Genomic DNA, 21,323 nt, shown 5'->3' on the forward strand with positions numbered 1-21,323 from the left:
GACGGTGAATCCAGATTTGTAGTTATTTTACATCTTATGGCGTCGATATAAGAGACTTTACGGCAATAAAAACGCTATTTATAGCTTAAGTTGTAGTTTTATTACCCTAATGGATAACAACTATCGCCGTGGCACATGATGCTTTGATGAATGATAGAAAAAAACGGTGCTCAAGCGCCTGTTTGGCGTTTAAAGCGCAAGTATAGCAGTCCTGCTTTTGCTACTATCTTGCGCCACCAGCCTGGGGAGAATTGCGATGGTTAACGAGCCGACCGCTGAACAGCGGCTTCAAATACTGCTGGCACGCATCAATGCGGTGGACACCGCCGCCGCTGAGTGCAGCCGTGCTTATATCGATACGCTCACCAAGCCCCCCGGTAGTTTGGGTCGGCTCGAAGCGCTGGCCATTCAGCTTAGCGCCATCACCGGCCAAGCCGCTCCTTTCGTTTCGCCGCCGGGCGTGGCGGTATTTGCCGCCGACCACGGCGTGGCTGAAGAAGGGGTGTCGGCTTTCCCTCAAGAAGTGACCGCGCAAATGATGGCTAACTTTGCTCACGGTGGGGCAGCCATTAACGTCTTCGCCCGCCAAATTGGCGCGCAGGTAGAAGTGATTGATGTGGGCGTGGTGTCATCGCTTTCATTGCCGGGCGTGGTCGATGCCAAAGTGCGCGCCGGTACCGCCAATATGGTGCAGGAAGACGCCATGAGCCGTGAGGAAGCCCTGAGCGCTATCAATGTTGGTGCCGATTCGGTAGGGCGCTTGGCTGAAAAGGGCGCGAAAAGCATCATCGTCGGAGAAATGGGTATTGCCAACACCACCGCCAGCAGCGCGATGCTGGCGGCGTTCACCCAAGTGCCAGTCGCAACAGTGGTAGGTGCAGGAACCGGCATTAATAGCGCCCAGCAGGCGCATAAAGTGGCGGTGATTGAGCAGGCGCTTCACGCCCGCCAAGCCGATAGCAACGACCCTTTAGATGTGCTGCGTAAACTCGGCGGCCTGGAAATCGCCGCCATGACGGGGGCCTATTTAGCCGCTTCCGCCCATCGGCTACCCGCCATTGTGGATGGTTTTATTGCTACCGTCGCCGCACTAACGGCCTACCGGCTGTGCCCAGCGGTGCGAGGCTATCTCATTTTTGGCCATCGTTCTGAAGAGCCGGGCCACGCCACCGCGCTAGAAGCGCTTCAGGCCGAGCCGCTCTTGGCGCTGGGCATGCGTTTGGGTGAAGGCAGTGGGGCGGCGCTGGCGTTCCCGCTGGTGCAGGCGGCCGCCGCCATGCTGAAGGAGATGGCCACCTTTACTCAGGCCGGTGTTAGCAGTAACACCGCATGAGTTTTATGACTGATGGGATGCCTGCCGCAGTTATCCTCGTCGCCTTTGCCATTCTCATTGACCTGCTAGTGGGCGACCCGCGCTGGTTGCCACATCCGGTGGTGATCATTGGGCGGATGATTAGCAGCTATGAGCGGCTGTGGAATCGGGGCACGGCGCGGCAGCGTAAGCTAAGTGGTGCTTTCCTAACCGTGACGGTGGTGGGTGGCGTGTGGTTGGTGAGCTGGCTGTTTCTCTTAGTGCTTGCCAGGCTTCACCCCGGGTTGGCGTTGATAGCCGAGCTGTGGCTGCTTTCCACGGCGCTTGCGATGAAAGGCTTGGGCGATGCGGCCCGTGCGGTGGCAGCACCACTTAGCAAAGGCGACTTGCCCGCCGCACGCCAAGCACTGGCAATGATTGTAGGACGCGATACGCAACGCCTAGAAGAAGCAGGCATCACCCGTGGCGCAGTGGAAACCGTGGCAGAAAATACCGTGGATGGCATCACTGCGCCGCTGTTTTTTGCGCTTATTGGCGGGGCACCGCTAGCGCTAGCGTACAAGGCGGTGAATACCCTGGATTCGATGGTGGGCTACCGTAACGAACGCTTTAATGACTTCGGCTACGCCTCCGCAAAACTCGATGATATCGCCAACTGGCTGCCCGCCCGGCTGACGGCACTCTGTTTATGGCTGGCAGGCGGTTGTTTGATAGGGCGGGGAGTTACTGGGTCACGCTGGCGGGGCGCGCTAGCCGCCACCTGCCGGGAAGCGCCGCGCCACCCCAGCCCCAATGCCGGTTGGCCGGAAGCCATGGTGGCGAATTTGCTGGGCGTACAGCTAGGCGGCACTAATTTTTATCAGGGAGTGGCCTCCCATCGGGCGACCTTGGGGAGCGGGCAAATGCCGCTCAACGTGGCGCATATTTCCATGACGCTGCGGCTGATGCACGGCGGGTGGCTGCTGTTCTTTACCTTAGCCGCGTTGACTCTCTGGGGGCTGAGATGACCTCCACTCCCTGGCCAAACCATGGCGGCGACGCAGCGGCGCTATTGAAGCGCTTTGGGCTGCCTGCGGATCACCCGTTCGAGGATGTAAGTGCTAACCTCAACCCGCTGGGGCCGCCGCCCTGGGTGGCGGATTGGTTGGCTGAGCGTATTGGCGAGCTAAGCCGCTACCCAGAGCCCAGCTACCACGCCGCACGACAAGCCATTGCCGAGCACGAGGGCGTGGCGCCAGAGCAAGTGCTGCTCACCAACGGCGGGGCGGAAGCGATTTTTTTGGCCGCCGCCCACCACGCCCACCAGTGCGGGTTGATCGTGACGCCCACCTTTGGTGAATATGCCAGAGCCTGTGCAGCGCATCGGCTTACTGTGACGGAATATGTGCTTGAGGCACCGCGGTTTGAGGTGCAACCGGCGGCGTTAAACGTGCGGGCTGCTAAAGCGGATGTGGTGTTTTTATGTCGCCCCAATAACCCCACCGGCACGCTGATCCCCGCTGCTGAGATTGAGCGTTTGCTCTCGTGCATGCCTACCACGGCAACGCTGGTGGTGGATGAAGCCTTTATTGATTTAGCCATAGACGCTGAGCCGCTCACGCCGCTGCTAGCCCGCTATCCGCAGCTTATGCTGCTGCGCTCCATGACCAAGTTTTACACCCTGCCCGGGCTGCGCCTGGGTTATGTGTTGGCCAGTGCCGAGCACATTGCCGCCTTAGCACGCCATCAGCCGCCCTGGAGCGTCAATCACCTCGCCGCCGAGCTAGTGGCACCGCTGCTGGCCGATGTGGTATTTGCTCAGCGTACCCGGCAGTGGCTTGCCAGTGAGCAGCCGCGCATGGGGCAAGCGCTGGCCGCCATGGGGCTTGAAGTGGTGCCTAGCCACAGCTGCTTTTTTCTCGTGCGCCCTGGAGCTGAGCTGTGCCAGCGCGGTATTTCCAGCGTGCTGCTGCTTGAACGCTTGCTTTATACCGGTATGCTGGCGCGGCATACCTATAGCTTTTCGGGCCTAAACGGTAGTTGGCTGCGGCTAGCCGTGCGCGATGGTTCAGCAAATGATCGGTTGTTAAAGGTGTTACATGATTGTGTTTGTTAGTGGGGGCGCGCGCTCCGGTAAAAGCCACGTTGCTGAACAGTGCGTAATGCAAGCAGCTAACGGTAAGCCCTGTTTCTATGTGGCCACCGCCAGTGTCTATGATGATGAAATGGCTGAGCGGGTAGCGCGCCACAAAGTGGAACGGTCCACCTCCAGTGCGGTGTCTTCTTGGGTAACGCTGGAAGCACCGTTGGCGATTGATCAAGCGGTGTCCCAAGTGCCGGACGGTCACGCTGCCCTGTTAGATTGCCTTACTCTGTGGGGTAGTCAGGTCATGTTTCATGAGGAAGACGACGAGAGCGAGCCGCTTTCCACTACTGAAGGTTTCTCTCTTTTAGTACGCTGCCTACAAGATGCGCGGGCGCGAAATATTACCTTAGTGGTTGTCTCCAATGATCTTAACGAAGCGCCGCTGCCGAACGGGTCCGAAACGCTGCGCTACGTGGAGTTTTTGCAAATGCTTCACCGTTGGTTGGCCGCCGAGGCAGATAGCGTCATTGAGGTCGTGGCGGGTCAGCCCATCGAGTGGAAGGCGGTCGCGAATTCGTGAACAACATCATGTATGGCGGGCTGCTCGCCCTACAGTTTCTCACTCGATTACCCATTCCGGTGGCCTGCCCCTGGACACCCGGTACCCGCCGCTGGGCTATTCGCGCCTACCCGCTAGTGGGCCTGCTGGTGGGCGGTTTGCTCGCGCTGGCTGCGTTGCTGCTGGGGCAGTTGCATACTCCTATACCGATCACCGCACTTCTGCTACTCAGCGTGTGGGTGGCGTTAACTGGCGGCCTGCACCTGGATGGCGTGATGGACCTGGCCGATGCGCTGGGCAGCAACCAGCCGCTGGAACGGCGCTGGGAGATCATGAAAGACCCACAAATCGGCAGCTTCGGTATGCTGGCGCTGCTGTTTTTGCTGGCCTGGAAGGGCGTGCTGCTCTGGGCGCTGCTGCAGTATCACGCGCCGCTGTGGTGGCTGGTGATCGTGCCTGCGCTAGGGCGCTGGGCAGGTGTGGCGCTACTCATACTCACCCCGTGTGCCCAACCACGCGGCCTGGCTTGGAGCTGGCAGCAGTCGCTTAGTCGTCACGATGTAGGGCTAGCGCTGGTGCCGCTGCTACCGCTGGCGTTGGCATGGCCCACGATGGTGCTGTGGCTGGTGGCAGTCGTTTGTTGGGTAGCGCTGGCGCGTGCGGCACTGCTGCGTCTATTTAACGGCATTAACGGCGATATGGTCGGTGCCACCATTGAAGGAGGAGAGCTTTGGCTACTGGTCTTCATGTGGAGTTGGTGGCAGTACGCCACGGTATCACCGCCTGGAATTTAGAGACCCGTTACCAGGGCCAGCGGGATATTCCGCTGCTGTTTCCCGATGCGGAGGAGGGGCTGCTAACGCTTCGGAAAGCCCTTATGGATGAACGCTTTGACGCGATTTATGCCAGTGACCTTGGCCGCTGCCAGCAAACGCTGGCGTGGTCACAAGCAGCAAAGCCGGGTATACCCGTCTATGCCGAACCGCGCCTACGGGAGCTCGATTTTGGCGAGTACGAAGGCAAGGTTTACGATGAATTAAAAGAATTGCCGCACTATCGCGCCTGGATCGACAGCGTCGGCGAGCTGCAGATTCCCGGCGGTGAGTCGTCCGGCCAGCTGCGTGAGCGTCTGGATGCGTGGCTTGACGATGTGGCGGCTCACAGCCAGGCGCACGGTTATCAAAAAGTGTTGGTGGTCACCCACGGCGGGGTGATTCGGGAGCTGCGTCGGCGCTTTGAAACCCTCGATTTTTGGGAGGGCATTGTGCACCAAGCCCAGGGGCGACGTTGGCAGCTTGTCTATCAGGTAGGGTCGGATGGAAAAGGAGGGTGGCAATGCAACTATTCATCGGCGGTGCCTGCGCAGGAAAGCGCGACGCCGTAAAACAGCGCTTTCCCGGCGCGCTTTGGTGGCGCCTAGCGCCTGGCCAGCGCCTTCAGGAAGTGGCCCAAGTGATGCTGCCCAATACACCGCTGGTGGTGCACGGGTTATTTGAATGGTTAATGGCGACGCTTGATTCAGATCTCAGCATTGACGAATGGCGTGCCCAGTGGCGAGAAGATTTTCCTCGCCTACACCAGGCCGCAGAAGCAGATAACGTAGCGCTAGTGATGATTGCTAATGAGCTAGGCCGGGGGCTGGTGCCCATGGCTCGTGACCAGCGCCGCCTGCGGGATTTAAGCGGCTGGTTCACACAGGATGCCGCTGCCCAGGCAAGCCACGTGTGGTACGTGCGGCACGGGTTAGTGCAAGCACTAAAAGGCTAGCCGCCGAGGCGAGCGGTAAAATTGACCTGCTGACAGCAAGTTGCTAGTTTACGCGCACTCTCAGGTGCTGATGGCACGCATGCCATCAGTTAAACGGGAAGTTGGTGACCCTTTGGGGATGAATCCAACGCTGCCCCCGCAACGGTGATCGAGATAAGAACGGCTAGAGACGCCACTGTGCTTACGCATGGGAAGGTGGTCGTTCGGAAAGGCATGGCGCTTACGTTAAGCCGCCCCTTTCGCTCGTCAGCCCGGAGACCGGCCTAAGAGTGATGGCTTAGAGAAGCCACGAATTACCGGCATGCGGAGGGCATGTGCAGGGCGAATACCAGAGGCGTTCAGCCGCTGCTTTCCCTTGTGTGCCCCTGCCCGGTCACTAAAAACACACTGTGCGGGTGAGCACAGTGAGCAAGGGACCCCACCATGTTATATCGTTTCCGCACCACCGCTTCGCTGGCGGCGTTCGCCATGGCTGCTTTGCCAATGGCCGTTCAGGCGCAAGCGCAGTCTCAAACCTCGACGCAAACGGCAGACACTTCCGGCTCGCTTAATCCAGTGGTCGTCACGGCCGCACTGGCACCGCGCACCGCCAATGAAAGCCTCGCATCGGTCACGGTGATTGATGAAGCCACCCTGCGCCGCCAAGACCCCGTGAGTATTACCGACCTGCTGCGCGGCCAGCCGGGCGTGGACGTTTCCAGTAACGGCAGCTTTGGTAAGAACAGCAGCGTCTTTATTCGTGGCACGGGCAGTGCCCAAAACGTACTGCTGATCGATGGTATTCGCCTGAATTCAGCCACCAGCGGCGGTGCCGCCTGGCAATCGCTTGAGCCGCGCATGTTTGAGCGCGCTGAAATCGTGCGCGGCCCCCGTGGCAGCCTCTATGGTGCCGACGCCATTGGCGGTGTCATTCAACTGTTTACGCCAGAAGGCCAAGAAGACAGCCCCCAGCCGCGTATCTCCGCAGGCGGCGGCTCGTTCAATACCCAGCGCCTAAGCGCGGGTATTAGTGGGAAAGAGGGCGGCACCCGCTACAGCTTCTCTGGTAGCCACTTCAATACCGACGGCCAGCCAGTGCGTCGTAATGGCGACGACAAAGGCTACGACAACACCTCCGCGCTGGCGCGGGTCTCCCACACCTTCGATAACGGGGCAGAAGCGGGCGTATTGGTTCTGCGTGCCCGAGGTCATAACGAGTACGACGGTGGGGAAAACGATTTTGTACAGCAAGTAGCTGGCGTGTACGGCGAGCTGCCACTGGCCGACAACTGGCGCAGCCGGTTAACGCTCAGCGAAGCGAGAGATGAGAGCGATAACTTCGCGGATTACGGCGACTCCGTTTTCAATACCAAAATTCGTACTGCTCGCTGGGAAAACACCGTGACTGCTGGTGCCCACGAGCTAGTGGCTGGCGCTGAATACAGTGAAGACCGCGTGGACAGCACCACCGCCTACGATGAAACCAGCCGTAGCAATGCCGCCGTCTTCACGCAGGCGCTGCTGAATTTCTCGCCCTTTATGCTACAAGGCAGCCTGCGCTTTGATGATAACGAATCTTATGGTGACGAAGTCACCGGAAGCGTCGGCGTGGGTTATGAGCTAGATGGCCACCACACGCTGCGCGCCAACTACGGCACGGCGTTTAATGCCCCTACCTATAACCAGCTTTATTACCCCGGTTTTGGCAACCCGGACTTAGAATCTGAAACCTCCGAGTCGGTTGAAGTCGGTGTGCGCGGCCAGTATGCCCGCTGGTTCTGGGATGCGGCGCTTTACCAAACCGATATCGACAACCTGATTGCGGGCCAAGGGCTACAGTTTAACGTGCCGAAATCTCGTATTCGCGGCGCTGAGCTTAGCACTGGCGTAGAAGTGAATGAGTGGACGCTGGCCGCCGCGCTGACCTACACCGACCCTGAAAACCGCCTGACCGGCAAGCGCCTGCAGAATCGCGCTTCGCAAAGCCTGCGCCTAGACGTAGACCGTGAGTTGGGCGATTGGTCGCTGGGTGGCTCTTGGGTCGCGCAAAACCACCGCTACCGCGACGCCTCTAACGAAGACCGCCTCAGCGGCTACGGCTTGGTGAACCTGCGCGCGGGCTGGCAGTTTGCGCCGCTGTGGAGCGCTCGGGTAACGTTAGAGAACGTGCTGGACCAAGACTACATCACCACGCGCTCGTTTGATGGCGCTGACTATATCAACGCAGGCCGGGCAGGATTTTTGAGTGTTCACTTTGGCCAATAAACCAAAGCCGTTTTGCGGCGCCCTTGGCGCCGCTTTGTTATGGCTGGGTAGCGGGTTTGCTAACCCGCTGCACGCGGATAACCCCAGCCGCTGCGCGGTAGACGACCGTGGGCGGGAAGTGTGCCTACACGCCTCAGCCAACCGCATTGCCACGCTCTCCCCAGGGGCAACGGAGCTGACCTACTCCGCAGGCGCAGGAGATCAGGTCGTGGCCGTGGTGAGCTACAGCGACTACCCGCCGCAAGCCCAAGAAGTGGCTTCGGTGGGCAGCCACACGCGGATTGATTTAGAGGCCCTGGTCGGGCTTGCCCCGGATTTAGTCATCGGCTGGGTAACAGGTAACCCCGCCGAGCAGATGGAAACCCTTGAAGCGCTGGGCATGCTGGTGTTCTACATTGAGCCGCGCAGCGTGGAAGAAGTCGCCCACACCATTGAGAGACTGGCCCGTTTAGCAGGCACCGAAGCCAAAGGGCGGCAGGCGGCTAGCGAGTTTAGAGACGGCATGGCCGCGCTCACCGCCCGCTACAGCGAACGCGACCCGGTACCCACGTTTTATCAAGTGTGGGACGAGCCGCTGATGAGCGTTAATAACGAACATTTGATTGGTCAGGTAGTAGAGCTTTGCGGCGGCGAGAACGTCTTTGGCGATCAGCACCGGTTAGTACCGCGTTTAGACGATGAAGCCGTGCTGGCAGCCAACCCCGAAGCCATCATTGCCGGTGGCATGGGGGAGGAGAACCGCGACTGGCTCACCCACTGGGAGCAGTACCCCAACCTTGCCGCTGTGGAAGCGGGTAACCTCTATTTCGTGCCGCCTTCTTTAATTCAGCGGCCCACTCCGCGCCTGCTGGAAGGGGCACAGCTTCTGTGTGAAAAGCTCGAACACACTCGCCAAAAGCGCGGGGCCTCTTAATGGTGGCGCGCCTGTGGCAACCCCTTGGCCTGCTGGCGCTGATTGCCTTGGCCGCCATGCTGTTTTCTCTGGCAGTGGGCAGCGCGCAGCTTTCGGCAGCGCAGCTCTGGGCGGTGGTGCAGGGCCAGGGCGATGCGCTGGCGCGCACTATGGTGATAGAGCTTCGCCTACCACGGGCGCTTTCCGCCTTTGCGGTGGGCGGGCTGCTATCGGTGGCCGGTGCCTTAATGCAGGTACTTCTACGTAACCCGCTGGCAGACCCCTACGTTCTGGGGCTTTCCGGCGGGGCATCGATTGGTGCACTGGCGGCCATGCTGGCAGGCGTGGGTGGCGTGCTGATGTCCGGCTCGGCATTTTTAGGCGCGCTGCTTTCCACGTTTTTAGTGTTTGGCCTAGCCCACGGCAGCGGTGGTTGGACGCCTTCACGGCTGTTGCTGACTGGCGTGGTGGTAGCAGCGGGGTGGGGCGCGGTGATTACCCTGATGCTCGCGCTAAGCCCCGCCGAGCGGCTGCCGGGCATGCTCTATTGGCTGATGGGGGATTTATCCTACGCCCGCGCGCCTTGGCCGCCTTTGCTGCTGTTGATGGCCACCTGCGTGCTGCTGATACCCCTGGGGCGCAGCCTCAACGTGTTGGCCCGTGGCCCGCAGCAAGCGGCTGCCCTCGGCGTAGATGTTCGCCCGCTGGAGTGGGGCATCTACATTGCCGCCAGCCTCTTAACCGCCGCCGCCGTGACCACCGCAGGCAGTATTGGATTTGTGGGGCTGGTAGTGCCCCATATGCTGCGCCTGCTGTTAGGCAACGACCAGCGGCTGATTCTGCCCGCCTGCGCCCTGGCAGGCGGCACGCTGCTGGTACTGGCCGACACCTTAGCGCGCACCATGATTGCCCCTGAGCAGCTCCCCGTGGGGGTGATTACCGCGCTGCTGGGCGTGCCCACGTTCCTCTTTTTGCTTTACCGGAGCCGCTGATGACCCGCTTGGCGACTCAAGACCTGATCATCAACGTGCCAGGGCGCAGCGCAGGCACGGCGCTGAACCTCACCATCGAGCCAGGGCAGGTGTGGGGCGTGCTTGGCCCCAATGGGGCGGGCAAAACCACGCTGCTGCATACGCTGGCGGGGTTAAACGCCCCCCGTTCAGGGCAGGTGCTGATAGGCAACACGCCGCTAAGCCAGCTGCGCAGGCGGCAAGTGGCGCAGCAGCTAGGGCTGGTGTTTCAAGAGCGGCTAGACGGCTTTCCCGCCACGGTGCTAGAGACCGCGCTGATTGGCCGCCACCCGTACCTTTCCCTGTGGCAGATGGAAGGTGCCGACGACTACGCCCGCGCCGAGGCCTCCCTGGAAGCGCTGGATGTGGCGCATCTTCGCCACCGCTTGGTCAACACGCTTTCCGGCGGTGAACGCCAGCGGGTAGCGATGGCGACGGTGCTTACCCAAGCGCCCAATATTTGGCTGGCGGACGAACCCACCAACCACCTGGATTTACACCACCAAAGCGTAGTAATGGCGCTAATGGTCGAGCAGGCCGCCCAGGGCAGCGCGGTGATGATGTGCCTGCACGATTTGAATTTAGCCGCCCGCTGGTGCGACCACATTCTGCTGCTCTACCCCAGCGGCGAAGCCTGCTGGGGCCCGCGCGACACCATGTTGGTGCCCAGCGCTTTAGAAAGCCTCTACCGCCAAAAGCTCGCGGTGGTAGAGGTGGATGGCGCGCCGGTGTTTGTGCCGATAAAAGGATAGCGCTTACTGGTCTAGCTCCTCCCGCCACGCATGGCGAGGTGTGAAGCCGACCAGTCGACGGGCTTTTTCGTTGCTGTAGAACGTCTCAAATTCGCCCATGTCGCGCTTGATGGGGACGCCAGCATAGAAGCGCTCGATCACTTCAGCGTTGGTTAGGCCAACCGAGAGATCGTCATTGGCGACGTTGAACACTTGGTAGCCCAGGCCGTCCGTTTTCAGGCAGCAATCGACCATCTGGCCCAGGTCGCGGGCATCGATGTAGGCGAAAATATTGCGACGACGCAGGGCGGGGTCATCCATGTAGGCCGGAAAATTCTGACGGTACTCGTGGGGCTCGATAACGTTGTTGATGCGTAGGCCGTAGATATCGATGCCCGAACGCGCCTGGAAGGAGCGTGCGGTCACCTCGTTGACCACCTTGCTCATCGCATAGCTATTTTGAGGCACGGTGGGGTGCTCTTCATCGATGGGGAGATAGTCCGGTTTCTTCTCGCCATCGGCAAAACAAATGCCGTAGGTCGTCTCGCTGGAAGCGAAGATCACCTTAGGAATGCCCAGCTTGGTGGCGGCATCTAGCACGTTGTAAGTGCTCAACGTATTGATGCGGTAGGTCTCATTATCCGGCCGATGCAGGATGGCGGGAATGGCGGCGAAATGAACAATGGCATCGTAACGCGGCACGCCGGTGCCCGGTTCAAGCTCGTCGAACCCTGCGTAGGCTTGGCATGCATTGAACACTTGGCCTGCATCGGTCAGGTCGGTTTTGAGGGTAGTGATGCCGGGCACGTCGGATACTGCCCAATCCAGATTGGTGACGCGATGACCTTGATCGCGAAGATAAGCAGTGGCATGGCGGCCAGCCTTGCCGCTGCCGCCAGTAAACAGAATACGCATGCGGAAAACTCCGGTGAGTGAAACAGAGCGGAACATAGAATCAAACGAAGACCTTCACCTTAGCAAAGAAAGGTTCGACCCGCAGATACTCAGCCTTTAACGCATGGACATGGAATCACCATTAACCGATAAACAGGATCGTTATGTTCCAGGGAAAAGCACACGCAGCGCTCATCAGCGCGCCCGGTTCCGGCCAGGGCAAATCCATGGTCACGGCGGCGCTGGCGCGGCTGCACCGTAACGCCGGGCGCACCGTGCGGGTATTCAAACACGGCCCCGACTACCTAGACCCCATGGTGCAAGAGGTCGCTTCCGGCCAGCCGGTGTACCAGCTTCATCCCTGGATGACCGGGGAGCACGAGTGCCGCTGGCGCTTAGCCAAAGCCGCCCAAGAAGCCGACGTGATTTTGGTGGAAGGCTCTATGGGCCTATTCGATGGCTCACCGTCCAGCGCGGACTTAGCCATTCTAGCGGGCATCCCCGCGCTGCCGGTGATCGATGCCTGGGGCATGGCACAAACCTTTGGCGCGGTGGCTCAAGGCCTGGCCAACTACCACCCCGACCTCGCCATTCACGAAGTGATCGCCAATCGCATCGGCAGCCCCGGCCACGGCAAGCTGCTGAATGAGAGCATGCCGGAAGGCATTACGCTGCTGGGGGCAATTCCCCGTAACGACGCGATGAAAATCCCCGACCGCCACTTAGGCCTTGTGCAAGCCAGCGAGCTGAGTGGCCTGGATGCCCAGCTAGATGCCGCCGCCAAGGTGTTAGAAAACGCCGGGCTAGGCCGCTTGCCCAAAGAAGTAACGCTAAGCGCTGACGCCCCCACGCCCACACCGGGCTATTTGCGCGGCGTGCGTATCGCCATCGCCAAAGACGACGCCTTTGCGTTTATCTACCGCGCCAATCTCGATGTATTAGAAGAGATGGGCGCGACGCTGCACTTCTTCTCACCGCTCAACGATTCTGCACTGCCAGAATGCGATGCCCTCTGGCTGCCCGGCGGCTACCCAGAACTTCACGCCGCCCGCTTCAGCGCCAACCAGCCCATGCTAGAGGCGATCAGCGCTCACCACCGCGCAGGCAAACCGATACTGGCCGAGTGCGGCGGGCTCATGAGCTGTGTCGAGCAATTAGTCGATGGCGAAGGCAGCGCCCACGCCATGCTTGGGCTACTGCCCGGCACCGCCAAAATGGCCGGTAAGCTGACAGCGCTAGGCCTACAAAGCCTGCACACCCAAAGCGGCGAACTGCGCGGCCACACCTACCACCACTCGCTGCTGGAAACCTCCATGCAACCGCTGGCCCGCACCCGCAAACTGGCCGGTAGCGAAGCCGAACCGATTTATCGTGATGGTACCTTGGTAGCCAGCTACTTCCATGGCTACTTCCCTTCAGCGCCTAAACTGGTGGCGGATATCTTCACCGGCCAAGCGATAGGCTCTGTCTGAAAACTGGCTGCGCTCGGCCATACGGCGTTAAAAATCGGCTCAAAGTACTCATTTACAACATGTAAACTCCGTCTTTTCGCCGATTTTTGCCTTGTCTGACCTTCGCTCGCCGACTTTTCAGACAGAGCCTAGCGTAGTTATTGATAGGGGAAAGCGCAGCGACCGGCCTAAAAATATGGAAGGTTTTTCCATAAAGCAGCAGTGGGCTATCATAGAGCGGCGAGACACTCCCCAACCCTAAAGGAGCTACCATGAGCTTTTACGTATACCTTTCCGGCGAGATTCACACTGACTGGCGTGAAGAGATCCAGCGCGGCGCAGAATCGGCAGGCCTGGATGTCGTTTTCACCGCCCCCGTGACCGACCACGACGCTTCCGATGCGGCAGGCGACCACCTGGGCAAACCGGACAACGGCTTCTGGCGCGACCACCAGTCTTCCAAAGTGAACGCCATCCGCACCCGCACGATGATTGAGCAGGCGGATTTAGTGGTGGTGCGCTTTGGCGATAAGTACAAACAGTGGAACGCCGCCTTTGACGCAGGCTACTGCGCGGCACTCGCCAAGCCCTACATCACCCTGCACAGCGAAGAGATTGTTCATCCGCTGAAAGAAGTCGACGCCCAAGCGCAAGCCTGGTGCACCACCACCGATCAGGTCGTGGAAACCCTGCGCTACGTGCTGAAAGCATAAAACACCCCAAGGAGACCCCATGCGCGAAAATGCCAAAACCCCGGAACGCCATGCCCAGCGCATGGCGGCCAAGCAAAAAATCATGAACGAGCGCATTGCCCGCGCCGATAAAGAGCAGGGCATCTTGCTAGTGCTCACCGGCCCCGGCAAAGGCAAAAGCAGCTCCGGTTTTGGCATGCTCGCCCGCGCCCTTGGCCACGGCATGAAGGTCGGCGTGGTGCAGTTCATCAAGGGCGCGTTCAGCACCGGCGAAGAAGCCTTCTTCCGCAACCTACCCAACGTGGACTACCACGTAATGGGCGAAGGCTACACCTGGGACACCCAAGACCGCGAACGCGACGTCGCCGCCGCCAACGCCGCCTGGGAACAAGCCAAGCGCATGCTCCAAGACAACAGCTACCACATGGTACTGCTCGACGAACTCAACATCGCCCTACGCTACGAGTACCTCGACCTAGACCAAGTCCTCGACGACTTACAAGCCCGCCCCGATATGCAACACGCCATCGTCACCGGCCGCTACGCCCCTCAACCACTCATCGACCTCGCCGACACCGTCACCGAAATGAAAGTGGTCAAACACGCTTTTAAAGACCAAGGCATTAAAGCTCAGAAAGGGATAGAGCTTTAAGGGGAAGGGGAGAAGCGTAATTGGTGAATGGTGAGGGGGAAATGATCGAACCCTCATTACCCTGCGTTATGCCTATGCCTATGCCTATGCCTATGCCTATGGCTGGTGGCAGCCTGAAATTGTGGGAGGGAGCTTCAGCTCGCGACGATCAAGTCACAAAGTTCAACATTCCCTCAAAACTAAATGTGACCACCTGTGGGAGGAGCTTCAGCTCGCGATGATAAAGCCACATAGCCCAATCCCGTAGCGCGGCGTAACGCTGAGCGAGAGCAACGAGCGAAGAAGGCACCCGCGAAGGCGGCGACTAGCCGCCCATCCCCTGAGCCACGGCCAAGCACCCAGCTCAAGTTAAGCTAAGCATTCGCCGTCCCCCACACTGAACCGCCCCGGCTTTACCGGAGACTCCATATCTTGAGAGGATGGAGTTATGAACTCACCAAAACGATATTCCCCAGAAGTCCGGGAGCGAGCTGTTCGATTAGTCCTTGAACAGCAAGGCGAATACCCGTCCAAGTGGGCGGCGATCTGCTCCATTGCCAGCAAGTTCGGCTGTACACCAGAGACTTTGAGAGCCTGGTGCAAACGCACAGAACTCACGCAGGAAAACAGCTCGGTTAACCTGTCTGAACATGAACGGCTCAAGCAGCTAGAGCGTGAAAACACCGAATTGAAGCGTGCCAATGAAATTCTCCGTAAGGCGGCTGCTTTTTTCGCCCAGGCGGAGCCCGACCGCAAACCCAATTGATGGTGTCATTTATCGACGAGCATCGTGCTCAGTTCGGGGTCGAGTCGATTTGTAGTCAGCTGCCAATCGCCCCATCGACGTATTACCACCACAAGGCACTTGAAGCTGATCCTGAACGGTGGGCAGACCGGTATCGACAGGATGCGTTTCTTACCGCTGAGATTCAGCGCGTGTGGGAAGAAAACTTCTGCGTCTACGGTGCCCGTAAGGTCTGGCGGCAACTCCGCCGTGAAGGCGTTAATGTTGCTCGTTGCACTGTAGAACGGCTCATGCGCCGCCTAGGAATTCGCGGCGTGGTGCGAGGCCAACGCCCCTTCACGACCCTCAGTGATCCCGGCCAGAAACGGGCACCTGATTTAGTGAAACGTGACTTTACGGCTATGCGTCCTAATCAGCTTTGGGTGGCCGATTTTACCTATGTCGCTACCTGGTCTGGCTTCGTTTACGTTGCGTTCGTTATCGATGTTTATGCACGCTGTATCGTGGGTTGGCGTGTAGCGACGTCGATGAAAACGGGATTGGTACTGGACGCTCTGGAGCAAGCCCTGTGGGCACGAAAGCACAGGCAAGGGTTAATCCACCATAGTGATAGAGGAAGCCAATATCTCTCGATCCGCTACACCGAGCGTATGGCTGACGAGGGTATCAATGCCTCAGTCGGCACCACCGGTGACTCCTACGACAATGCGCTGGCCGAGACCATCATCGGCTTATTCAAAACGGAGGTGATTCACCATCGCGGACCATGGAAAGGGCGAGATGCCGTTGAGTATGCCACGCTGGAGTGGGTTGACTGGTTTAACAATCGCCGACTGCTGGAACCCATAGGAAACGTTCCACCAGCAGAACGAGAAAGGACGTATTATCGTCAATTGGAGGAGTCGGGTGAAGCTGCCTGACTCAAACAAACCGGTCTCCGGAATAACCGGGGCGGTTCACACCTTAACCCAACACATTTCTCCCAAAAATTCTGCGTGACCTAAGCTAAATTTATGAATAGAGTATGATTAAATTGTAATAAGCAGCGGGCACGCGAATTTTGGATATGTCGCCATACAACAGAAATAGTTTAATTAAAACAGTGATTTATGAGGGTTAGAGTGGCTATGTAACATCAGTAAATTTGCTGGCCTGTTCAATTGTGTTATGTGGAATGCTGCATAATCACTATTAGAACTAAGGGATTCCTATGACCGAGAAGGTATTCTATTCCTGGCAATCAGACAGTCCAGGAAATACAAATCGAAACCTGATATCCGCAGCGCTTAAGAGTGCGATTGAAGAAGTTAAGAGCGACGAATCAATCGAGGTAGAGCCTGCTATTGATAGAGACACTCTGGGTCTTTCGGGCTCTCCAGACATCAGTCAATCTATTTTCTCCAAAATTGATCAATCATCAGCATTCGTGTGTGATGTTTCGATTCTCGACTCAAAGGCGAAGAAGCCTTCTCCCAATCCTAATGTTTTAATCGAACTCGGATACGCGGTGAAAGTGCTTGGTTGGAACAGGGTCATATTGGTTATGAATACCGAATATGGAAAGCCAGAGCTCCTGCCATTTGACCTCCGATCTAGGAGAGTACTGACTTACAGCGTCTCTAAGGATGCAGAAGAGAAGGCGCCAGTACGGAATTCACTCAGAAAAATATTAGTCGGTGCGTTAAAAAGTATCTTTGAGAATCACGGACCAATGAACGCGGCTCCCGTCAAACCTGAACACGTGGAGAGGCCAACTGATGCCGACAAAGATTTATTCGAAGTATTTAAATCTACATTGCCATCGAAGGGCAGCATAAGTTTTATAGATGAGCAGAATATGGCTGGGTTTTCATGGCCGAGAAAAAACCTTGAGCAACTTGAAAAGTTCTATCATGAGTGGGATGACGCAGAGCATGAATTCTTGAGTAATGAGCTGGAAAGTCTCCGATCAAAGTTGCACCAGCTCATTGGAGATTACTTGGGTCAAATTGCAGTCAACACGTTTCCTGCTAATAATCCGGATAGGCAAACAGTTCCTCCTGAATGGGAACTAGAAAATCCAAAACGATTTTTTGATGTTGTTAATAGCCTGCATGAAACTGCCGAAGAAATCGTGAAGGCGCACCAAGATCTCATACGAGCTGGACGAAAAAGATTGGGTGTATGAGCCTGAGGTGCTCTAACAATCGGCTGCACAGCGACCGATTTTCCGCCGCTTCACGGCTCCAAACCGGCGCGTGAGCCGGGCGTTAGAGCTCACGCAGTCCTGAATATCAGCATCATTAAAGGAATTAAATGCAAAATCTTGTAAAACATACACTTTACCTTTTTCTATGTATTACTGGTCTAACTGCTGCAATGACGTTAGTAGGTATTGGCTACGCTTGGTTTTTTTCGGAAGCGAAAGAACTCCCACATTTGGAGTGGCTAATAGGCTCTGTGATTGTAGAGGTGGTCGCGGTGATCCTAATGCTTGCAAAAAAAGGACTGAAGTATCTTCCAGATACACAAACTGATAAAGAGCCAAAAGACACTCTTAAGTTTATGGAAAGTTTTATTTCTACGGGCACTAGTGCAACTGTTGTGAGTAACCGAGTGTCATGGCTTTCAGCTAACGATAAGCTTATATTAATTCTTCAATCAAAAATTGAAAAAGGCACTCATGTTGAAATTATTACTCCAAATGAAGTTCCAGAGGTACTTAGAGAAAAGCTGAATGGCGCATCTTTTATTGTCACAAAAGAGAATGTATCTCCTGAAGCTAGATTTACATTAGTGAATGGAGATCGCAGCGGCGCTGAAAAGCTCGCCATTGCTCGTGGAGTTCATCCTGACCACGAGATTACAATTTTTGACAACAATTCAGGCCCCCAAATAATTGCAATGGCGAAGGACATAATTAGAAAATCCAAGGAGTTGGCTAATGCCCCATAGGTGGTGTAATTCGGCGCAAATACGTCGAGAGCAAATTGAGTCAGGAGCAGACTTAACATTCAACGAGGTTTTTAAGCCGCTTTTAGTTAGTCAAATTAAGAGCCTCTCACCTAGCAATGTTCTAGAAGTAGGCGCTGGAACTGGCCATATTTCTAAAGAGCTATCTGAATTAGGGTTTTCTGTTACAGCAATAGAACTTTCTACCGGAATGTATGGGGTCGCAAAAGACGTCTTGTCTTTAACCGATGTTAGATTGTTGAACTGTACTTCATTCAACTTAGAGAAAAGCCAGCTTTATGAGGTTGCTTTCTCCCATCTTGTTGCACACATTGTTGATGACCTTAATGAATTTTTTGAATTAGTCGGGCAGCACCTGAAAGCCAACAGTCATTTTATTTTTTCAATCCCTCACCCCTGCTTTTATAATGAATATAAGGGGTTTTTCGGAGATGAATATAATTATATGACCCCAATGTCCAAGACCCCAATGTCCAAGACCGTGTCATTTGCAATCACTAAAGATTCAAAAAATAAAATTAGTGGAGTGCCGTACCATCACAGACCGTTATCAGAGTACATCAATAAACTGGTCGAAACTGGTTTCGCTATTGATGGATTTGACGAAACCTATCCGGAAGAAGACATACAATTAAAATATGGAGCCAAATGGGAGTCACCACGATACTGTGTGTTTATCTGTAGAAAGCTCTAACAAGCCCATGTTGTCGGACTGGTTTTCCGCTGCGCTCCAAACCAGCCGCAAATGCGGGGGTTAGTGCTTAAGCCTGAGAAATTCTCGAATGATGGAATAAACAATGAAAGGCTGTTTAAAAAGAAAATTTTACAGGTTGAATAGCTATCTAGATCAAAAATATCCTGATTTTGAAGCTATGTTCACCGAATCCGATGAAAATAAAAGAAGCCTAAGTCTTAATAAGGTTTTGTTTAAAGTTCTCTCGTTTGCAGTATTAAGTGCCGGGTTACTATTGCTAATTAATCTGGCTTTGATATCGTTCACTGAACGAGGTGGAGTTTTCGGAGATTTTTTAGGTGGAGCCCTAAATCCAATACTAACTTTCTTCACGTTGTTTGGCCTAATCGCCACCATCGTGATTCAACGACAAGAGCTGCGTTTGGCCCGTCACGAATATGAAAAGACTGCTGATGCTCTTAGTACACAAGCTATCGAAACGACTTTTTTAACATTCTCGATCTGCACCATAAAATTGTAGATAATCTAAAGGTTGATTTAGAAGAATTGAGTTATAGGAGTGAGGCTGAAAAAGCCCTTAAAGGAGTTGCTGCATCTTTTATAAACTCGCAATTAGGTGTGAGCGCATCATCTAAAAAATCCAAGGTTGAAGGGCGAGCTGTATTTGAAGAGATTCTGGCATTCTTATCAATTGAGGCTAAAACACCGGAAGATGCTCTAGAGCGCTATAAAAATATTCAGAGGCATCACAATCACATATTAGGCCGCTATTTTAGGAATCTATACCAAGCTCTAAAAATTATTGATGGCTACGAAGAAAATAAATTGACCTACGAAGAAAAAAGAAAATACTCAAGTATTCTGAGAGCGCAGCTTTCTACAAAAGAGCTCGCATTGCTTTTTGTTAATTGTCTAGATGGTGTGTCAGATTCAGGGCAATTTAAAAATCTTCTAGTAGAGTTTCAGATGTTAGAGCACCTACCAATACAAAAGCGTAAAAATGGCTATTCACTTGCTGGTTCTAAAATAGCGATGGCTAGTGAGGACATGCTTTTGCAATATAAAGAGAAGAAGAATATAGGTGTTAGTTTGAAGAAATACTATGGTGGGGCTTTTGGTACTAATGGGGGCGTTCCCTATAATCTTAGCCCTAACAAATCAATGCAGCCGACTGCTGACGAATCGGCTGATTGAGCGTTATGCAATTTAATTGAAGGAGCGTTCATGCAAGTAACAACAGCCCGCTACGGCATCATACTTAACACCGAAAATTACACCGAATGTGTGGCTTTCTACCGTGCCCTTTTTGGTTTACCGCTGCTTTTCGAACGTGACGAAGATGGTTTTAAGCTCACGTGCTTGAAGAACGGTGATGGTTACTTGATGGTAGAGCAGGGCGGGAGAGCAAAGCAGGGCGAAAAAACACCCGAAGAAAGCAGCTTCAAGTTAAGATTCAACGTGGATGACCTAGAGGTGGCACTCGCGCAGGTCCATGCTTGGGGCATTCAAGCGACCATCATTGAAAACCCTTGGGGCAGAACCATCAACCTCACAGATCCAGATGGCAACAGGGTCGGTATCAGGGACGAGGCGGGCTTTATCAATCAGATCAATGAATATGCCGCTACGTAAGCTAGCTTTGCCGGTGGCGAAAGTGGCAAGTAGCTAACACCCAAATTTAAAAGGCAATCCACCCTACCATGACCCGCAAAACCCTAAGCCTCAAAACGAAAAGACCAACAGAGCCCAAACCCACCAACGAAGTCGAAGACCCAACCACCACCGACCCCATAACACGCTTCCTAAACGGCACCGCCATTCATCCTTCCCCACGCTTGTATTTATCGCCGAGTGATCAGCCGCGCACCGTGCGGGCGATGGATTTGATTACGCCCATCGGCATGGGGCAGCGGGGGTTGATTGTGGCGCCGCCCGGTTCTGGCAAAACGACGCTGTTAAAGCATATCTGCCAAGCCGTGGCAGAGGCTTACCCGGAGATAAAACTGTATGCCTTGCTGATTGATGAGCGCCCAGAAGAAGTCACCGACTTTAAGCGCAGCGTCTCGGCAGAGGTGCATGCCTCATCGTCCGATGAAAGCTACGCGCACCATGTGCGGATGGCCGATCAACTGCTGGATACGGCGCGTAAGCAGGCAGGCGAGGGGCACGATGTGATGATCGTGATCGATTCACTCACCAGGCTTTCGCGGGTTCACAATGCCGAGCAGCGGGGTAATGGGCGTACCATGTCGGGTGGGTTGGATGCCCGGGCGATGGAAATCCCCCGCAAACTGTTTGGCGCGGCGCGAAAAATCGAAAACGGCGGCTCGCTCACCATTCTGGCCACCGTGCTGGTGGATACGGGAAGCCGTATGGATCAGGTGATCTTCGAGGAGTTTAAGGGCACGGGCAATATGGAGCTGGTGCTATCACGGGACCTGGCGAATCAACGGATTTTCCCGGCGATTGATATTGCGAAAAGCAGTACCCGCCGAGAGGAGCTATTAATTGATGGGAAAGATATTGAAAAAGTAAGGACACTGCGCAGAGCGTTAACACCGCTTAAGCCCATAGAAGGCGCGCAGAAGCTGTTTGCGCTGTTGGAGAAATACCCCACGAATGCCGAGCTGTTGAATGCTTTTTCGCCCGCTGAGTAGAGGTGAAGCTCACCCATGACTTCAGAG

General features: G+C 55.6%; 23 protein-coding genes, 1 riboswitch and 1 other annotated feature. Of the genes, 22 read left to right on the forward strand and 1 reads right to left on the reverse strand.

What is annotated here, in order from left to right; all coding sequences use genetic code 11:
* Nucleotides 1-256: 256 nt before the first annotated feature.
* From cobT to ACIGG6_RS05425, 11 genes are all read left to right on the forward strand, one after another.
* Entirely contained in the window at nt 257-1,333 is a 1,077-nt protein-coding gene (gene cobT, locus ACIGG6_RS05375; protein WP_399842896.1) for a nicotinate-nucleotide--dimethylbenzimidazole phosphoribosyltransferase, read from the forward strand.
* Nucleotides 1,330-2,319, forward strand: a complete 990-nt coding sequence (gene cbiB / locus ACIGG6_RS05380; RefSeq protein WP_399842898.1) for an adenosylcobinamide-phosphate synthase CbiB — start codon at nt 1,330-1,332, stop codon at nt 2,317-2,319. Before cobT ends, cbiB begins: the two co-directional genes overlap by 4 nt.
* Nucleotides 2,316-3,407 (forward strand): threonine-phosphate decarboxylase CobD, encoded by a 1,092-nt coding sequence (gene cobD, locus ACIGG6_RS05385; RefSeq protein ID WP_399842900.1) that lies wholly within the window; start codon nt 2,316-2,318, stop codon nt 3,405-3,407. Before cbiB ends, cobD begins: the two co-directional genes overlap by 4 nt.
* Entirely contained in the window at nt 3,391-3,957 is a 567-nt protein-coding gene (locus ACIGG6_RS05390; protein WP_399842902.1) for a bifunctional adenosylcobinamide kinase/adenosylcobinamide-phosphate guanylyltransferase, read from the forward strand. Before cobD ends, ACIGG6_RS05390 begins: the two co-directional genes overlap by 17 nt.
* The gene (cobS, locus tag ACIGG6_RS05395; protein WP_399842905.1) at nt 3,954-4,730 is read left to right on the forward strand and encodes an adenosylcobinamide-GDP ribazoletransferase; all 777 of its coding nucleotides are present in this window, start codon (nt 3,954-3,956) and stop codon (nt 4,728-4,730) included. Before ACIGG6_RS05390 ends, cobS begins: the two co-directional genes overlap by 4 nt.
* Nucleotides 4,667-5,320 carry a histidine phosphatase family protein gene (locus ACIGG6_RS05400; RefSeq protein WP_399842908.1) on the forward strand — a complete coding sequence of 218 codons (654 nt, stop codon included), beginning with the start codon at nt 4,667-4,669 and terminating at the stop codon, nt 5,318-5,320. Before cobS ends, ACIGG6_RS05400 begins: the two co-directional genes overlap by 64 nt.
* On the forward strand, nt 5,272-5,703 hold the full coding sequence (locus tag ACIGG6_RS05405) for a bifunctional adenosylcobinamide kinase/adenosylcobinamide-phosphate guanylyltransferase (protein ID WP_399842910.1): 432 nt from the start codon (nt 5,272-5,274) through the stop codon (nt 5,701-5,703). The genes ACIGG6_RS05400 and ACIGG6_RS05405 overlap by 49 nt, the downstream gene beginning before the upstream one ends.
* Before the next feature lie 45 nt (nt 5,704-5,748).
* Nucleotides 5,749-5,984, forward strand: a riboswitch (cobalamin riboswitch).
* A gap of 142 nt (nt 5,985-6,126) precedes the next feature.
* Nucleotides 6,127-7,947 carry a TonB-dependent receptor domain-containing protein gene (locus tag ACIGG6_RS05410; RefSeq protein ID WP_399842913.1) on the forward strand — a complete coding sequence of 607 codons (1,821 nt, stop codon included), beginning with the start codon at nt 6,127-6,129 and terminating at the stop codon, nt 7,945-7,947.
* Nucleotides 7,928-8,860: a cobalamin-binding protein gene (locus ACIGG6_RS05415; RefSeq protein WP_399842914.1), complete on the forward strand. Its 933-nt coding sequence runs from the start codon at nt 7,928-7,930 to the stop codon at nt 8,858-8,860. The genes ACIGG6_RS05410 and ACIGG6_RS05415 overlap by 20 nt, the downstream gene beginning before the upstream one ends.
* Nucleotides 8,860-9,831 carry a FecCD family ABC transporter permease gene (locus ACIGG6_RS05420; protein ID WP_399842916.1) on the forward strand — a complete coding sequence of 324 codons (972 nt, stop codon included), beginning with the start codon at nt 8,860-8,862 and terminating at the stop codon, nt 9,829-9,831. The genes ACIGG6_RS05415 and ACIGG6_RS05420 overlap by 1 nt, the downstream gene beginning before the upstream one ends.
* Entirely contained in the window at nt 9,831-10,601 is a 771-nt protein-coding gene (locus ACIGG6_RS05425; protein WP_399842917.1) for an ABC transporter ATP-binding protein, read from the forward strand. The genes ACIGG6_RS05420 and ACIGG6_RS05425 overlap by 1 nt, the downstream gene beginning before the upstream one ends.
* Before the next feature lie 3 nt (nt 10,602-10,604).
* Here ACIGG6_RS05425 and ACIGG6_RS05430 read toward each other — a convergent pair whose 3' ends face one another.
* Nucleotides 10,605-11,495 (reverse strand): NAD-dependent epimerase/dehydratase family protein, encoded by an 891-nt coding sequence (locus tag ACIGG6_RS05430; protein WP_399842919.1) that lies wholly within the window; start codon nt 11,493-11,495, stop codon nt 10,605-10,607.
* Nucleotides 11,496-11,638: 143 nt separating this feature from the next.
* Between ACIGG6_RS05430 and ACIGG6_RS05435 the strand changes: the two genes are divergently transcribed.
* The 11 genes from ACIGG6_RS05435 (at nt 11,639) to rho (ending at nt 21,296) form a co-directional block, all read left to right on the forward strand.
* Complete coding sequence (locus ACIGG6_RS05435; RefSeq protein WP_399842920.1) at nt 11,639-12,946, forward strand: cobyrinate a,c-diamide synthase; 1,308 nt, start codon at nt 11,639-11,641, stop codon at nt 12,944-12,946.
* A gap of 251 nt (nt 12,947-13,197) precedes the next feature.
* The gene (locus ACIGG6_RS05440; protein WP_399842923.1) at nt 13,198-13,638 is read left to right on the forward strand and encodes a YtoQ family protein; all 441 of its coding nucleotides are present in this window, start codon (nt 13,198-13,200) and stop codon (nt 13,636-13,638) included.
* Nucleotides 13,639-13,657: 19 nt separating this feature from the next.
* Nucleotides 13,658-14,269, forward strand: a complete 612-nt coding sequence (gene cobO / locus ACIGG6_RS05445; protein WP_399842925.1) for a cob(I)yrinic acid a,c-diamide adenosyltransferase — start codon at nt 13,658-13,660, stop codon at nt 14,267-14,269.
* A gap of 427 nt (nt 14,270-14,696) precedes the next feature.
* Nucleotides 14,697-15,913 (forward strand): IS3 family transposase gene (locus ACIGG6_RS05450; protein WP_399842927.1). Its coding sequence is split into 2 segments (ribosomal slippage): nt 14,697-14,982 and nt 14,982-15,913, totalling 1,218 coding nucleotides; the frame shifts between segments, so codons are not numbered across the junction.
* Nucleotides 14,972-15,088, forward strand: a sequence feature (AL1L pseudoknot). Its footprint overlaps the gene before it by 117 nt.
* 290 nt (nt 15,914-16,203) lie before the next feature.
* Complete coding sequence (locus tag ACIGG6_RS05455) at nt 16,204-17,160, forward strand: hypothetical protein (protein WP_399842929.1); 957 nt, start codon at nt 16,204-16,206, stop codon at nt 17,158-17,160.
* 128 nt (nt 17,161-17,288) lie between these two features.
* The gene (locus ACIGG6_RS05460; protein ID WP_399842931.1) at nt 17,289-17,927 is read left to right on the forward strand and encodes a hypothetical protein; all 639 of its coding nucleotides are present in this window, start codon (nt 17,289-17,291) and stop codon (nt 17,925-17,927) included.
* On the forward strand, nt 17,917-18,639 hold the full coding sequence (locus ACIGG6_RS05465; protein WP_399842933.1) for a class I SAM-dependent methyltransferase: 723 nt from the start codon (nt 17,917-17,919) through the stop codon (nt 18,637-18,639). The genes ACIGG6_RS05460 and ACIGG6_RS05465 overlap by 11 nt, the downstream gene beginning before the upstream one ends.
* Nucleotides 18,640-18,742: 103 nt before the next feature.
* Nucleotides 18,743-19,159 (forward strand): hypothetical protein, encoded by a 417-nt coding sequence (locus tag ACIGG6_RS05470; protein ID WP_399842936.1) that lies wholly within the window; start codon nt 18,743-18,745, stop codon nt 19,157-19,159.
* A gap of 26 nt (nt 19,160-19,185) precedes the next feature.
* On the forward strand, nt 19,186-19,833 hold the full coding sequence (locus ACIGG6_RS05475; RefSeq protein WP_399842938.1) for a putative phage abortive infection protein: 648 nt from the start codon (nt 19,186-19,188) through the stop codon (nt 19,831-19,833).
* Nucleotides 19,834-19,863: 30 nt separating this feature from the next.
* Entirely contained in the window at nt 19,864-20,271 is a 408-nt protein-coding gene (locus ACIGG6_RS05480) for a VOC family protein (protein ID WP_399842941.1), read from the forward strand.
* A 68-nt stretch (nt 20,272-20,339) separates the two neighbouring features.
* The gene (rho, locus tag ACIGG6_RS05485) at nt 20,340-21,296 is read left to right on the forward strand and encodes a transcription termination factor Rho (protein WP_399842943.1); all 957 of its coding nucleotides are present in this window, start codon (nt 20,340-20,342) and stop codon (nt 21,294-21,296) included.
* The last annotated feature ends 27 nt before the right edge of the window (nt 21,297-21,323 follow it).

This window comes from Vreelandella lionensis (assembly GCF_044543515.1).
Taxonomy (GTDB): domain Bacteria; phylum Pseudomonadota; class Gammaproteobacteria; order Pseudomonadales; family Halomonadaceae; genus Vreelandella; species Vreelandella lionensis.

Excerpts from the sequence above, each read along its gene's own strand:
- cobT (WP_399842896.1), top strand. The coding sequence starts at position 257 with ATGGTTAACGAGCCGACCGCTGAACAGCGGCTTCAAATACTGCTGGCA.
- cbiB (WP_399842898.1), top strand. The coding sequence starts at position 1,330 with ATGAGTTTTATGACTGATGGGATGCCTGCCGCAGTTATCCTCGTCGCC.
- cobD (WP_399842900.1), top strand. The coding sequence starts at position 2,316 with ATGACCTCCACTCCCTGGCCAAACCATGGCGGCGACGCAGCGGCGCTA.
- ACIGG6_RS05390 (WP_399842902.1), top strand. The coding sequence starts at position 3,391 with ATGATTGTGTTTGTTAGTGGGGGCGCGCGCTCCGGTAAAAGCCACGTT.
- ACIGG6_RS05405 (WP_399842910.1), top strand. The coding sequence starts at position 5,272 with ATGCAACTATTCATCGGCGGTGCCTGCGCAGGAAAGCGCGACGCCGTA.
- ACIGG6_RS05410 (WP_399842913.1), top strand. The coding sequence starts at position 6,127 with ATGTTATATCGTTTCCGCACCACCGCTTCGCTGGCGGCGTTCGCCATG.
- ACIGG6_RS05420 (WP_399842916.1), top strand. The coding sequence starts at position 8,860 with ATGGTGGCGCGCCTGTGGCAACCCCTTGGCCTGCTGGCGCTGATTGCC.
- ACIGG6_RS05425 (WP_399842917.1), top strand. The coding sequence starts at position 9,831 with ATGACCCGCTTGGCGACTCAAGACCTGATCATCAACGTGCCAGGGCGC.
- ACIGG6_RS05430 (WP_399842919.1), bottom strand. The coding sequence starts at position 11,495 with ATGCGTATTCTGTTTACTGGCGGCAGCGGCAAGGCTGGCCGCCATGCC.
- ACIGG6_RS05435 (WP_399842920.1), top strand. The coding sequence starts at position 11,639 with ATGTTCCAGGGAAAAGCACACGCAGCGCTCATCAGCGCGCCCGGTTCC.
- ACIGG6_RS05440 (WP_399842923.1), top strand. The coding sequence starts at position 13,198 with ATGAGCTTTTACGTATACCTTTCCGGCGAGATTCACACTGACTGGCGT.
- cobO (WP_399842925.1), top strand. The coding sequence starts at position 13,658 with ATGCGCGAAAATGCCAAAACCCCGGAACGCCATGCCCAGCGCATGGCG.
- ACIGG6_RS05455 (WP_399842929.1), top strand. The coding sequence starts at position 16,204 with ATGACCGAGAAGGTATTCTATTCCTGGCAATCAGACAGTCCAGGAAAT.
- ACIGG6_RS05460 (WP_399842931.1), top strand. The coding sequence starts at position 17,289 with ATGCAAAATCTTGTAAAACATACACTTTACCTTTTTCTATGTATTACT.
- ACIGG6_RS05465 (WP_399842933.1), top strand. The coding sequence starts at position 17,917 with ATGCCCCATAGGTGGTGTAATTCGGCGCAAATACGTCGAGAGCAAATT.
- ACIGG6_RS05470 (WP_399842936.1), top strand. The coding sequence starts at position 18,743 with ATGAAAGGCTGTTTAAAAAGAAAATTTTACAGGTTGAATAGCTATCTA.
- ACIGG6_RS05480 (WP_399842941.1), top strand. The coding sequence starts at position 19,864 with ATGCAAGTAACAACAGCCCGCTACGGCATCATACTTAACACCGAAAAT.
- rho (WP_399842943.1), top strand. The coding sequence starts at position 20,340 with ATGACCCGCAAAACCCTAAGCCTCAAAACGAAAAGACCAACAGAGCCC.